We start from the raw sequence: 12,894 nt of genomic DNA on the forward strand, positions 1-12,894 counted from the left end.
CCGTCAGGACTGCGAGAATCCCTAGCTATGACGTCGCTCGAAGACACCCGCTCCGCTGTCGGCCGCCGAGCGGCTCCCGAGACGCCCCTGACCCGCGAGGAGTTCACGGCGCACTGCGGCGCCGTCCTCGGGAACCTCACCCGCGTGATCGACGGCAAGTCGGCCGAGGTCTCGATGGCGCTGACGGTGTTCCTCGCCGGTGGGCACCTCCTGATGGAGGACGTCCCCGGCACCGGCAAGACGGTCCTGGCGAAGTCGCTGGCGGCCTCGGTCGGCGGCAGCGTCGCGCGCATCCAGTTCACGCCCGACCTGCTCCCCTCCGACGTCACGGGGGTCTCGGTCTACAACCAGGCGACCCGCGACTTCGAGTTCAAGCCGGGCCCGGTCTTCGCGAACATCCTGATCGGCGACGAGATCAACCGGGCCTCGCCCAAGACGCAGTCGGCGTTGCTGGAGTGCATGGAGGAGCGCCAGGTCTCGGTCGACGGCACCACCCACCTCCTCCCGCGCCCCTTCGCCGTGATCGCGACGCAGAACCCGGTCGAGATGGAGGGCACCTACTCGCTGCCCGAGGCCCAGCGCGACCGCTTCATGGCCCGCCTCTCGCTCGGCTACCCCGATGAGCGCGCCGAGCTCGAGATGATCCGCACCCGCGACTCGGCCAGCCCGCTCGAGGAGCTGCGGCCCGTCGTGGGCCTCGCCGAGCTCGAGCGGATGATGGCCTACGTGCGCTCCGTGTACGTCGCACCGCCTGTGCAGGAGTACGTGGTGGCGATCATGCAGGCCACGCGGGTGGACCCCGAGCTGCGGCTCGGGGGGAGCCCGCGCGCCACGCTCCAGCTGATCGCCGCCGCGAAGGCGCTCGCCGCCCTCAGCGACCGCGACTTCGTGGTGCCGGACGACGTGGACGCGCTCGCCGTCCCCGTGCTCGGTCACCGCCTCCTGCCCGCCACCCGCCTCCCCGGCCGCTCCGGCGCCGGATCCTCGCACTCGGTCACCGAGATCGTGCAGCGCATCGTCGCGGCCACCCCCGTCCCCTTCGGCAACCGTGGCGACTGAGGCCCGCCCGGCCGAGACGCCGTCGTCCCGTCTCGGCGGTCTGCCCGCGCTCCGCGGGGTCGCGCTGACGCTGCGCGGCTGGGCGCTCGTTCTGCTGGGCGTCGCGGGAGTGGTGATCGCGCCGCTGTCGGAGTTCCGCGAGCTGCTGTTCGTCGGCCTGGTGCTGCTGGGCCTGCCCCTGGGCGCGCTCGTCTCCCTGCTCCTGGCGCCGGCGTCGTTCCGGGTGCAGCGCCGCTTCGCTCCCCAGACCGTCGCGGCCGGCGACGTGGTGGAGGTCGACGTGCTGCTCGAGAACCGCGGCCGCGCCGTCCGCAGCGGGGCGCGCGCCCACGACCGGCTCGAGCGCGTGGAGCGCGGGGTCGTCGTCGGCCGCCCGGTCGCCGAGGGCGTCTTCGGGCTGCCGGGCGTCCCGTCGGGCGGCCGCGTGCGCGCCCGCTACCGTCTGCCCGCCGAGCGGCGCGGGATCCACCGCATCGGCCCGCTGCGCCTGGTGCGCGGCGACGGCCTCGGGCTCGCGCTCCGCGAGAGCGTCGTGGGGGCTGCGCAGCCGTTCGTCGTGACTCCGCGGGTCGTGCCGCTCCAGAGCGACGTCCTGGACGCGCACGGAGCAGGCGGGTCGAGCCCGGTCGCGCACGCGACGGCCGGCGCCGGCACGGACGACGTGATCCCGCGCGACTACCGCCCGGGGGACGCCATGCGCCGGGTGCACTGGCGGGCGAGCGCCCGCTCCGGTGAGCTCATGGTCCGCCAGGACGAGCAGAACACCGATCCGCACGCGTGGATCCTCCTCGAGACGCGGGCCGAGCGCGTGCTCGAGCGGCGCGGCGACGACCGGCTCGAGTGGGCGGTGTCGATGACGGCCTCCCTCGCCGTGCACCTGCTCGACCGCGGCTTCGAGACCCACCTCGTCGAGACGGGTGCGGACGGCGAGCCGGAGCACTCGGAGGACGAGCGCGAGGTGGCGCACGACGTGCTGCTGCGCCTGGCCGAGCTGGCGCCCTCGCGCGACTCGGTCGACGCGGTGACCCGGATCTCGGCCGACATGCGCGACACGGGGGGAGTACGCCCGGTCTTCGCCGTGCTCACCCGACTCCTCGAGTCGGACCTCGACGCCCTCGGCGCCCTGGCCGCGCAGTCGCGCCCCGCGATCGCCTTCGTCGTCGCCGGCACCGCTGAGGAGGAGGCGGCTCTCGCCTCACTCGGCTGGTACGCGGTGTCCGTCGACCCGAGCGCCTCCGTCGAGGAGGCGTGGGCGCAGGCCCTCGCTCTGCGGGTGGTGGCGTGAGCCGCCGCGTCGAGAGCGATCCGCGCGCCGGGTCGGCTCCTCTGAGCGGTCTGCTCTTCCTCGCGATCACGGCCGCCGCCGCCGGGATCGGGCGGCTCCTCGTCGGCGTCGACTGGCTGGTGCTCCTCGCGAGCGCGGTCGCCGTGGTGCTCGGCGTCCCGGCCGCCGCCCGGGCTCTGCGCGTGCACCCCGTCGTCCCGCCGATCCTCGGCACGCTGACGATGGTCGGCGTGCTGACCGCGATGTTCGTGCCCGGTCGGGCCCTGCTGTTCGTGATCCCCACGCCCGGCGCCGTCGCGCAGGCGGAGGCGCTCGCGCAGGGCGGCTTCCAGTCCATCGCCCAGCAGGGGCTCCCGGCCATCGCCGACGACGGCATCTCGTTCCTCCTGATCGGCGGGGTGGTCGTGCTCGCCTGGGCGGCCGACCTGTTCGCCTTCTCCGTCCGCCTCCCCGCCCTGGCCGGTCTGTTCCCCGCGGCGCTGCTCGCGGTGCCGGCGATCGTGGACCCCTCCGAGGTGTCCTGGGCGAGCCTCGTCGTCACTGCGCTCGCCTACGCGGGCGTGCTCGCCGCCACGGCCGCCCCCCGCCGCCCGAGCGGCCCGAGCGCGGCCGCGGCCGTGCTGCCCGCCTTCGCGGCCGTGACCGTCGTCGTCCTGGGCGCGGGAGTCGTCGCCGGGTCGGCGGCAGGCTACGCGCGCACCACCGCCCCCTCGGGCGTCTCCGGCAGCCTCTTCAACGGCGCGATCGACCCGGTGGTCGCTCTCGGCGCGGACCTGCGCCGCCCGAACCCCGTGACCGTGCTGCGCTACGCCACCGACTCCGACCTGCCCGTCTACCTCCGCGTGCTGACCGTCTCGGACTTCGACGGTGACGACTGGGCGCCGAGCGAGACGGAGCAGACCGCTCCGATCGAGGCGCCGATCACGCCCGAGGGGCTCTCCGAGAGCGTGCCGCGCGAGGCGGAGGAGGTCGACGTCTCGGTGGAGACGCTGCGGAGCCAGTGGCTCCCCGTGCCGTATCCGGTCTCGTCGCTGACGGGCGTCGGCGACGGCTGGCTCCAGGACGTGCAGGACGGCTCGATCCGCGGCGACGCGACGACCCGCTCCGGAGACGACTACCAGGTGCAGGCGCTGCGGCTCGAGCCCGACCCGCAGCAGCTGCTCGCCGCGCCCGCGCCGTCCGGCGTCGACCGGTACCTCTCGCTCCCCGACGACGTGCCCGAGATCGTCCGCACCACCGCCGAGGAGGTCACGGCGGAGGCTCCGACCGCCTACGACCGGGCGCGCGCGCTGCAGACGTACTTCCGCTCGTCCGAGTTCCGCTACTCCGAGGACACCCCCGCGGAGGAGGGCTACGACGGCGACGGAGTCGGCGTGCTCTCGGCGTTCCTGACGACGAAGGAGGGCTACTGCGTCCACTTCGCCTCGGCGATGGCGGTGATGGCGCGCGAGCTCGGGATCCCGTCGCGGCTCGCCATCGGCTACCAGCCCGGCTCCGTCGTGCCCTCCGGCGGCAGCGACCTGACCACCTACCGCGTCCTCTCCTCCGACCTGCACGCCTGGCCCGAGCTGTACTTCGAGGGAGTCGGCTGGCTGCCCTTCGAGCCGACGCCCAGCCGCGGCGCTCCGGCCTCCTACACCCTGCCGAGCGCGACGGCGTCCTCGGGCCCCACCGCCCCGGGCTCGACCGCGACCACCGCGCCCGGTGCGACCAGCGCTCCCGCCGCGACACCCACTCCGACGGCCGCGTCGGCGACGCCGACCCCCGGTGCCGTCGGCGCCTCGAGCACCACGGCGGCTCCCGCGGCCACGCTCTGGGTGCTGCTCCTGCTGCTCGTGCTCGTCCCCTGGCTGATGCGCGCCGTCCAGCGCGCGCTGCGGCGCCGGTCCGCGCGCTCCGGCTCCGTCGAGGCCGCGTGGGCCGAGCTGCTGGCGACCGCCCGCGACCTGGGCGTCCCCGTGGAGGACACGGAGTCTCCGCGCGCGCAGGAGGCCCGCATGGCTCCCGCCCTCGACCCCGGAGCGGCGGCACGTCTGCAGGGGCTCCGGGAGCGCGTCGAGCGCCGGCGCTACTCGCCGTCCGCGAGCGAGTCGGAGGCGTGGGACGACGCGACCGCCGTGGCCGCCGCGCTCCGCGGCTCCGCGGGTGCCGGTCGTCGGGTGCTCGCGTCGGTCGTGCCGCGCTCGGCGCTGGACCCGGTCGCCCGGCTCGCGCGTCCGAGGTCCGACCTATGATCGCTAGGTGATCCCGGACCCCCTCGACGCCTCGCTCGCGCCGCTGATCGGGCCGCGCACGGCGACCGCGGTCGAGAAGGCCTTCGGGTACCGCACGGTCGGCGAGCTCCTGGGCCACTACCCGCGCCGCTACGCGAAGCGGGGCGAGCTGACGGCGCTCTCGCGTCTCCCCGTGGGAGAGAGCGTGACGATCGTGGCGGAGGTGCGCGAGGTGCGCGAGCGGCCGATGCGCAACCGGCGCGGCACCCTGCTCGAGGTCGTCATCTCGGACGGCTCGGGCACGCTCTCGCTGACGTTCTTCGGACAGCCCTGGCGCGCGGCGAAGCTCCACCGCGGCGTGCGCGGGATCTTCGCGGGCACGGTCTCGATGTTCCGCGACACCCCGCAGCTCACGCATCCCGACTACCGCCTGTTCGACGACGAGGAGGCCGCCGCGACGGAGACGGGAGGCGGTGAGCTCGCGAAGGACTGGGCCGAGCGGCCGATCCCGATCTACCCGGCGACCAGCGCGATCTCGAGCTGGCAGCTCCAGGCCGCGATCGGCGTGCTGCTGGACGGCTTGCGCGACGTGCCCGACCCGATGCCCGAGCAGGTGCGCGCCGGCCGCTCGCTGCTGGGCCTCGGCGAGGCGCTGGAGCTGATCCACCGCCCGCAGCGGGAGGGCGAGGAGGCGCAGGCGCGCGAGACGCTGCGCTTCCACGAGGCGTTCCTCCTGCAGCTCGCCCTGCTCGAGCGCCGGGCCTCGGCGCGCAGCAGCCCCGCGACCGCCCGCGTGCCCGGCCCCGGCGGGCTGCTCGAGCGCTTCGACGCCGCGCTGCCCTTCGCCCTCACCGGCGACCAGACCGCGGTGGGGCACGAGATCGCCGCCGACCTGGCCGCCGAGAGCCCGATGACCCGGCTGGTGCAGGGCGAGGTCGGCTCCGGCAAGACCCTCGTCGCGCTCCGGGCGATGCTCGCCACGGCCGAGAGCGGCGGGCAGGCGGCTCTGCTCGCTCCCACAGAGGTGCTCGCGGGGCAGCACCTCCGCTCGATTGCGAGGACCCTCGGCCCGGAGCTCGCGGCCGAGCTGGTGCCGACCCTCCTCACCGGCGGGCTGGGGGCGGCGCAGCGCCGTGCGGCCCTCCTCCGGATCGTCTCGGGCACGGCGAAGATCGTCGTCGGCACGCACGCCCTCCTCGGCGACGCGGTCTCCTTCTACGACCTGGGCCTCGTCGTGATCGACGAGCAGCACCGCTTCGGCGTGGACCAGCGGGACGCTCTGCGCCGGAAGGGCGCCACCCCGCCGCACGTGCTGGTGCTGACGGCCACGCCCATCCCGCGGACCGTCGCCATGACGGTCTTCGGCGATCTCGACACCTCGACCATCCGCGAGCTGCCCGCCGGGCGCCCCGGCATCACGAGCCACGTGGTCCCGCTCGCCGACCACCCCGCGTGGATCGCGCGGGCCTGGGAGCGCGCCGAGGAGGAGATCCGCTCGGGGCACCAGGTCTACCTCGTCTGCCCGGCGATCGAGCCGGGGGAGCCCGCCGAGGGCGCGCAGCCGCCCGAGGAGGACGCCGCCGCGCCGCTCACGACCGTCGCGGCGACGCTGGAGGGCGTGCGCGCGCATCCGCTGCTCGGGAAGCGCCGGTCGGCCGCGCTGCACGGGCGGATGACGACGGAGGAGAAGGACGCCGTGATGCGCTCCTTCGCCGCGGGGGAGATCGACGTCCTGGTGTCGACGACGGTCATCGAGGTCGGCGTGGACGTGCCGAACGCCTCGATGATGGTCGTGCTCGACGCGGAGCGGTTCGGGGTCTCGCAGCTGCACCAGCTCCGCGGGCGCATCGGGCGCGGCGGCGTCGCGGGGGTGTGCCTGTTCGTGACGGCGGCGGAGGCGGGGACGGTCGCGCGCGAGCGGGTGGAGGCGGTCGCCGCGACGCTCGACGGCTTCGCGCTCGCCGAGGTCGACCTCGAGCTGCGCCGCGAGGGCGACGTGCTGGGCGACTCGCAGTCCGGCGGGCGCTCGTCGCTCCGCCTGCTGCGGGTGGTGCAGGACGCGGACGTGATCGTGGAGGCGCGGGCGCTGGCGGAGCGGCTCCTCGCGGAGGACCCGTCCCTCGCCTCGCACGATCGGCTCCGTGCCGCGCTCGAGCGCCGCGTGCAGGACCGCGACCGGGAGTTCCTCGCCAAGAGCTAGGCGGTGCCCGCCCGCTACTCTGTCGGCATGGCCCGCATCGCCGTCGTCCCCGGCTCCTTCGACCCCGTGACCCTCGGTCATCTCGACGTGATCGAGCGGGCCGCGCGCCTGGTCGACGAGCTGCACGTCGTGGTGGTGCACAACCCCGCCAAGACGGCGCTGCTGCCGATCGCCCAGCGCGTCTCGCTGATCGAGCAGTCGATCGCGGAGGCCGGGCTCGAGGGGCGGATCGTCGTCGCCTCGTGGAGCATGGGCCTGCTCGTCGACTACTGCACCGACGTCGGCGCGAGCATCCTGGTGAAGGGCATCCGCTCGCAGGTCGACGTGGCGTACGAGACGCCCATGGCGATCGTGAACCGCAACCTCGCGCACGTCGAGACGGTGTTCCTCCTGCCCGATCCCGCGCACGCCCACGTGTCGAGCTCGCTGGTGCGGCAGGTCTCCTCCCTCGGCGGCGACGTCGCCCCCTACGTGCCGCCCGCGGTCGCCGCGTACCTCGCCGCCGGCTGAGGCGCCGCCGATCGCCTGCCCGGGCGATCCCGGGCCGTGGACCCGTGCGCCCGCGGCAGCCGGGAGAATGGACCGGTGAGCGAGACGCGCGTGCAGGCCTGGGCCCTCGACGGCATCCCGGAGGTGACTCCCGGTGACGACCTGCTCGAGCTGATCCTCGCGGCCGTCGCCGCCGGCGCCGAGGAGGACCGGCCCGCGGACGGCGACATCCTCGTGGTCACGAGCAAGATCGTCTCGAAGGCGGAGGGGCGCGTCGTCGCCGCGACCGACCGCGAGGACGCGATCACGGCCGAGACCGTCCGCGTCGTCGCCACCCGGGCGCACGGGTCCGGCGTCACCCGCATCGTGGAGAACCGCCTCGGGATCGTGCAGGCGGCGGCCGGAGTCGACGCCAGCAACGTCGCGGAGGGGACGGTCCTCCTCCTCCCCGTCGACCCGGACGCCTCGGCGCGGGCCCTCTGCGCGGGCCTCCGGGAGCGGCTCGGCGTGGAGGTGGGCGTGCTCGTCAGCGACACCCTGGGCCGCGCCTGGCGGGTCGGACAGACCGACGCGGCCATCGGAGCCGCGGGCGTCCTCGTGATCGACGACCTCCGCGGCGGGGTCGACGCCCTGGGGCGCACGCTCGGAGTGACCATGCCGGCCGTGGCCGACGAGATCGCCGCGCTCGGCGACCTGGTGAAGGGCAAGGCGAGCGGTCGCCCCGTCGCCGTCGTCCGCGGGCTCGCCCGCCTGGTGACGAGGGTCGAGAGCCCGGGTGCCCGCACGCTGACCCGCACGGGCCCCGACGACATGTTCCGCCTCGGCGCCGACGAGGCCTTCGCCGAGGGCTTCGCGGCCGGAGCCGCCTCGCGCGAGGAGCGCGCGTGACCGGCTGGAGCGCGGTCGTCGTGTTCAAGGGCCGCGGCGGCTCGAAGACGCGCCTCGACGTGCCGGGCCGCGCGGCGCTGGCCGAGGCGTTCCTCCTGGACACGCTCGCCGCCGTGGCCGCCGCGGAGCCGGTGTCGAGCCTTCTCCTGGTCACCTCCGACGCCGGTGCGGCCGACCGCGCACGGGCGGAGCACCCGCAGCTGGTGGTGGTGCCCGACCCGGGGACCCTCGACGCCGCCGTGTCCGGGGGAGCCGAGGCCGCCCTGCACCGCCGGCCGGGCGCCCCGGTGATCGTGCTGACCGGGGACCTGCCCGCCCTGCTGCCGTCGGACCTCTCCGAGGCGCTCGCGACGCGGTCGCTCCCGGCCGTCGTCCCGGACCGCGAGGGGAGCGGCACCACGGCGCTCCTGCTGGCGGCCGGGGCCCTCGTCGCTCCGGCGTTCGGCCCGGGCTCTCTGGCCCGGCACCGCGACGCGGGCTGCGCCGTCGTCGTGCTGCCCGGCTCGTCGACGCTGAGGCTGGACGTCGACACGCTCGCCGATCTCGGAGACGCGGAGGAGGCCGGCGTCGGCCCACACACGTCCCGCGCGCTGGCCGCAGCGGCCTGAGGCGCAGGGAGTCCGAGCCGCGGACGCGGTCAGCCGGCGAGCAGCCCCGCCTCGAACGCCGCCGTCAGGCCCGCGTCGATCGCGAGCGGTGCGCCGTCGACCGAGCGGACGGGGATCGCCCGCCGGGTGCTCGACACCAGCCACGCCGCATCGGCACCGGTGAGCGCCGAGACCGGCAGCTCGCGGCGCGACGACGTGAGCCCGCGGCGCTCGCCCAGCGCGAGGACCCGCTCGACCGTCGTGCCGGCGAGCACGCTGCCCGAGAGCGGCGTCGCGAGCACCCCGTCGCCGAGGAGCACCAGGCTCGACGTCGCCCCCTCGAGGAGCAGCCCGTCGCTCGTGCGCCAGATCACGTCGTCGGCGCCCCGGGACGCCGCCTCGCGCAGTGCCGCCCGCGTGACGGCGCCCGACGTGGTCTTGACGCCCGGGAGCAGCCACGGCGCGAGCGGACCGCTCGCGTACCCGCGGTCCAGCACGACGACGGCCGCGCCCTTCTCCCGGAGAGCGCTCGAGTCGGGAGTCGGAGCCGCGCGCACGGTGCACCGGGCGGAGTCGCCCGAGCCGTGGGCGGCGATGAAGCGGACCGTCAGGTCGTCGACCCGGTCGTGCTCCGCCACGGCGAGGTCGACCGCTCGGGACCAGAGGGGCGCCTCCGGGATCGTCAGCCCGACGGCCCGGGCCGATCCGGCCAGCCTCTCGAGGTGCTCGCCGAGCGCACGGGGACGTCCGTCGAGGACCGGGACGGTCTCGAAGACCCCGTCGCCGCGGAGGTAGCCCGCCTCGTCGACGCGGACGAGCGGACCCTCCGGGTCGCGGAGGACGACGGCGCCGGAGGTGATCTCGACCAGGACGGGGGTGCTCATCCGCCCATCCTGCCCCCGGCGGAGCCTCAGCGGGGGAGGAGGCCGCTCGCCACGTCGGACGGCTCGACGATCTCGCGCCACGGCTCCGGCCGGAGTCCTGCCGAGCCGAGCACGTCGGCCCCGGCGAGGAGGTCCACGTCGAGACCTGTCAGCTCGCCGATCGCGGCGACCGGCAGCTGGAACGTCCTGAAGCCGCCGAGCGGCACCAGGCCCTCGCGCACGCGCTCCACGAGCTCGCTCTGGTCGAGCAGGTACGCGCTCGTCGCGAGCGTCGATCCGTCCGGGCTCCACGCCGCGATCTTCCAGAAGCGGCGGGGGATGCCCGTACCGCGGTAGACCGGGTCGTCGTCCGCGAGCACGGGCCCGGTGAAGACGCTCAGGCGCGTGCGCCAGGTCTGCGCGTACTCGAGCGCCAGGGTCTCGAGCCCGAGCCACAGCTCCTGCGACTGGTTGAAGCCGCTCGCCTGGGGCGCGGCGTTCGTGTAGCAGAAGCTGTCGCGGTTGGCCGCGGCGGCCTCGTCCCGGTCGCCCCAGACGGGGTCGCGGCGGCGGACCAGGTGGCCGCGGTCGAGGTCGTTTCGGGCGTACACCTCCGGCCCGGTCTGCTCGGAGGCGGGGATGCGGTCGTCGAGGTGCCAGTCGTCGCCGCGGCCGAGCTCGACCAGGCGCGCTCCGTCGATGTTCACGGCCGTCGAGACGGCCAGGCGCCGCTCCGGATCCAGCAGCACCTCGAAGTGCGTGTACGGCAGGAGCCGCACCGGGCGCTCGACCCTCAGGCGCGGCGCACCCGCGGGGACGCCGAGGAAGTCCGCGTCGAAGCTCACTCCTCGACCTCCGCCGTCGGAGTCGCCGTGGCTGTCGCTGTCGGGGTCGCCGTGGGCGTCGCCGGGGGAGCCTCGGTCGCGGGGACGCCCGTGCCGGTCGGAGCCGGAGCCGGTGCCTGGGTGGCGGGAGCCGGGACCTGCGAGCCGTTGCTGATCAGCAGGGCGATGTCGGAGTAGCGCGCGACGGTCGTGCCCGCGGCCGGGTCGGTGCCCGCCACCACGCCGGCCGGGAGCGACGAGTCGATGGTCGCCCCCTCCTCGACGTCGAAGCCGAGGTCCTCCAGCGCCTCCGTGGCGTCGTCGACCGAGCGGCCGGAGACGGTCGGCACGGCGATCTGACGGCCGTTCAGCAGGGCGCTGCTGGGCTCCTCGAAGTCGTCTCCGCCGTACTTCTGGTCGGCGCGGGTCATCACCGAGTTCCAGATGTAGTGGCGGATATTGGAGGCGTACGGGCGGCTCTCGAGCTCCGAGTTCGGGAAGCGGACCTCGCGCATCGAGGTGTGGCCGTCGATGTTGCCCACCCAGACCACGGTCGCGACGCGCGAGCTCGCCCCGTCCATCCAGGTCGACTCCGCGTTGTCGGTGGTGCCCGTCTTGCCGATGTGCTCGATGCCGTCGTCCGGGTCGGACTGGGCGGCCGTGCCGCCGGTGACGACGCGCTGCAGGGCGTAGTTCGCGACCGCCGTCAGCTCGGGGCTGAGGGCCTGGTTGCAGGTGGAGGTCGGCGGCTGGACGGCGGCGCCGGTCGCGTCGGTGATCGCGTCGATGGCGATCGCGGAGCAGGCGGTGCCGTTGTTGGCGAAGCCGGCGAAGGCGGTGACCATCGAGAGGGGGGAGATGAGCGTGTCCGAGCCGAGGACGGCGGACGGCTTGTAGTCGACCTCGCCGCCGTCGGCGGCCTTCACTCCGAAGCCGACCGCGCGGTCGCGGATCGCGCAGAGGTCGAGCTGCTGCGCCATCGAGACGTAGACGGTGTTGATCGACTGCATCGTGCCGGTCAGCACGCTGTAGCTGCCGTTCTCGCTGTCGTCGTTGTTGACCTCGTAGGAGGTGTCGAGCTCGCCGCCGGGCGCGCAGCTGGCGGGGAAGCCCGAGAAGGTGCGCTCGCGGCCGTTGATCGTCTCGTTCAGGGTGCGTCCGCTCGCGAGCCACTGCGCGAGCGTGAACACCTTGTAGGTCGATCCGACCTGGAACCCGGCGGAGCCGCCGTAGGCCGTGTCGGTGTTGAAGTTGACGGCGGAGAAGTTCGCGCCGTTGACGGCGCCGGCCGCGTCGTAGTCCTTGTTCTGCACCATCGCCAGGATCCGGCCGGTGCCGACCTCCATCGAGACGGTCGCGCTGCCGATGTTGGTGTCGAGGGTGGGGACCTTGGGGACGGCGTTGTTCGTCGCGTTGGCCGCGGTGTCCTGCAGGTCGCGGTCGAGCGTCGTGTAGATCTTGTAGCCGCCGCGCTGGAAGTTCGCGAGGCGGGTGTCCGCGTCGTCGCCGAACGCCGGGTCGTTCTGGACGACGCGGGTGATGTAGTCGCAGAAGAAGGCCGCGTTGCCGGCGGTCTGGCAGCCGGTGGGCGTCTGCGTGATCGCGGGGACGACCTCCTCGGCGACGGCGGCGTCGTGGTCGGCCTGCGAGATCTTCCCCTCCTGCAGCATCTGGTCGAGGACGTAGTCGCGGCGGACCTTGTTGTCCGGAATGTTCTCGGGCTGGTCGATCCTGAGGCCGTTGGGGTTGTTGACCGTGGCGATCAGGCTGGCGGCCTGCGCGAGGCTCAGGTCGGCCGCGCTGGTCGAGAAGTAGTACTCGGCCGCCGCCTGGATGCCGTAGACCTGGCCGCCGAAGCCCGCGATGTTGAGGTAGCCGAGGAGGATGTCGTCCTTGCTGTACTTCTTCTCGAGGTCGACGGCGAGCTTCATCTCCTTGAGCTTGCGGCTCGGAGTGGTCGCGGTCGCCTCCTCGTAGGCGGCCTCGGAGGCCGCCTCGTCGGTCGCGCTCAGCGACTCCGCCTTCTGCACGAGGACGTTCTTGACGTACTGCTGAGTGATGGAGGAGCCGCCCTGGAGGTCCCCGCCGACGATGTTGCTGAGCACCGCGCGGATCGTGCCCTGCAGGTCGACGCCGCCGTGGTCGTAGAAGCGCGGGTCCTCCGTCGAGACCGCCGCGTCCTTCACGGACTGGCTGACCTGGTCGAAGGCCACCTCCTCGCGGTTCTGCGCGTAGAAGGAGGCGAGCAGCTCGTCCGAGCCGTCGGTGCGCTTGGCGTAGATCTCGGTCTTCTGGGCCAGCTGGCCGAGCTCGAGGTACTCCGGCACCGTCTCGAACAGCCCGATCGGGTTGTTCTCGGCGAGACCGGTGACGGCGAGGGCGGGAGTGACCCCGACCGTGATCAGCAGGCCCCCGGCGAGGCTGGCTCCGACGATCCCGAGGACCCGGGCGAGCACGCCGCCGCGGGCGGTTCCTTGCGCAGACAT

The 12,894-nt window shown here is 74.4% G+C and carries 10 protein-coding genes; 7 read left to right on the forward strand and 3 right to left on the reverse strand.

Features of this window, described 5'->3' with window-relative positions; all coding sequences use genetic code 11:
- Nucleotides 1–27: 27 nt before the first annotated feature.
- The 7 genes from C5C36_RS10925 to cofC all read left to right on the forward strand — a co-directional run bounded on the left by C5C36_RS10925 (nucleotide 28) and on the right by cofC (nucleotide 8,742).
- Entirely contained in the window at nucleotides 28–1,059 is a 1,032-nt protein-coding gene (locus C5C36_RS10925; protein ID WP_104225624.1) for a MoxR family ATPase, read from the forward strand.
- Complete coding sequence (locus C5C36_RS10930) at nucleotides 1,049–2,344, forward strand: DUF58 domain-containing protein (RefSeq protein ID WP_104309743.1); 1,296 nt, start codon at nucleotides 1,049–1,051, stop codon at nucleotides 2,342–2,344. Before C5C36_RS10925 ends, C5C36_RS10930 begins: the two co-directional genes overlap by 11 nt.
- Nucleotides 2,341–4,578, forward strand: a complete 2,238-nt coding sequence (locus tag C5C36_RS10935; RefSeq protein WP_104309744.1) for a DUF3488 and transglutaminase-like domain-containing protein — start codon at nucleotides 2,341–2,343, stop codon at nucleotides 4,576–4,578. Before C5C36_RS10930 ends, C5C36_RS10935 begins: the two co-directional genes overlap by 4 nt.
- Nucleotides 4,579–4,585: 7 nt before the next feature.
- Nucleotides 4,586–6,757, forward strand: coding sequence for an ATP-dependent DNA helicase RecG (locus C5C36_RS10940; RefSeq protein ID WP_374954347.1), 2,172 nt, complete (start codon nucleotides 4,586–4,588; stop codon nucleotides 6,755–6,757).
- 27 nt (nucleotides 6,758–6,784) lie between these two features.
- Complete coding sequence (gene coaD, locus C5C36_RS10945; protein ID WP_104233800.1) at nucleotides 6,785–7,267, forward strand: pantetheine-phosphate adenylyltransferase; 483 nt, start codon at nucleotides 6,785–6,787, stop codon at nucleotides 7,265–7,267.
- Nucleotides 7,268–7,342: 75 nt separating this feature from the next.
- Nucleotides 7,343–8,134 (forward strand): coenzyme F420-0:L-glutamate ligase, encoded by a 792-nt coding sequence (locus C5C36_RS10950; protein WP_258072271.1) that lies wholly within the window; start codon nucleotides 7,343–7,345, stop codon nucleotides 8,132–8,134.
- Nucleotides 8,131–8,742, forward strand: a complete 612-nt coding sequence (gene cofC, locus C5C36_RS10955) for a 2-phospho-L-lactate guanylyltransferase (protein ID WP_104309745.1) — start codon at nucleotides 8,131–8,133, stop codon at nucleotides 8,740–8,742. The genes C5C36_RS10950 and cofC overlap by 4 nt, the downstream gene beginning before the upstream one ends.
- 29 nt (nucleotides 8,743–8,771) lie before the next feature.
- Here cofC and C5C36_RS10960 read toward each other — a convergent pair whose 3' ends face one another.
- The 3 genes from C5C36_RS10960 to C5C36_RS10970 are packed head-to-tail and all read right to left on the reverse strand — an operon-like array spanning nucleotide 8,772 to nucleotide 12,894.
- A complete protein-coding gene (locus tag C5C36_RS10960; RefSeq protein WP_104309746.1) occupies nucleotides 8,772–9,605 on the reverse strand; it encodes an aminotransferase class IV in 834 nt (277 codons plus the stop codon).
- Nucleotides 9,606–9,631: 26 nt separating this feature from the next.
- On the reverse strand, nucleotides 9,632–10,429 hold the full coding sequence (locus C5C36_RS10965; RefSeq protein ID WP_258072273.1) for a DNA/RNA non-specific endonuclease: 798 nt from the start codon (nucleotides 10,427–10,429) through the stop codon (nucleotides 9,632–9,634).
- The gene (locus tag C5C36_RS10970; protein WP_104309747.1) at nucleotides 10,426–12,894 is read right to left on the reverse strand and encodes a transglycosylase domain-containing protein; all 2,469 of its coding nucleotides are present in this window, start codon (nucleotides 12,892–12,894) and stop codon (nucleotides 10,426–10,428) included. The genes C5C36_RS10965 and C5C36_RS10970 overlap by 4 nt, the downstream gene beginning before the upstream one ends.

Source organism: Rathayibacter sp. AY1G1, assembly GCF_002932095.1.
GTDB lineage: Bacteria > Actinomycetota > Actinomycetes > Actinomycetales > Microbacteriaceae > Rathayibacter.

Bases quoted from the DNA above. Each gene is read 5' to 3' on its own strand.
- C5C36_RS10925 (WP_104225624.1), top strand. From the start codon at position 28: ATGACGTCGCTCGAAGACACCCGCTCCGCTGTCGGCCGCCGAGCGGCT.
- coaD (WP_104233800.1), top strand. From the start codon at position 6,785: ATGGCCCGCATCGCCGTCGTCCCCGGCTCCTTCGACCCCGTGACCCTC.
- C5C36_RS10960 (WP_104309746.1), bottom strand. From the start codon at position 9,605: ATGAGCACCCCCGTCCTGGTCGAGATCACCTCCGGCGCCGTCGTCCTC.
- C5C36_RS10970 (WP_104309747.1), bottom strand. From the start codon at position 12,894: ATGTCTGCGCAAGGAACCGCCCGCGGCGGCGTGCTCGCCCGGGTCCTC.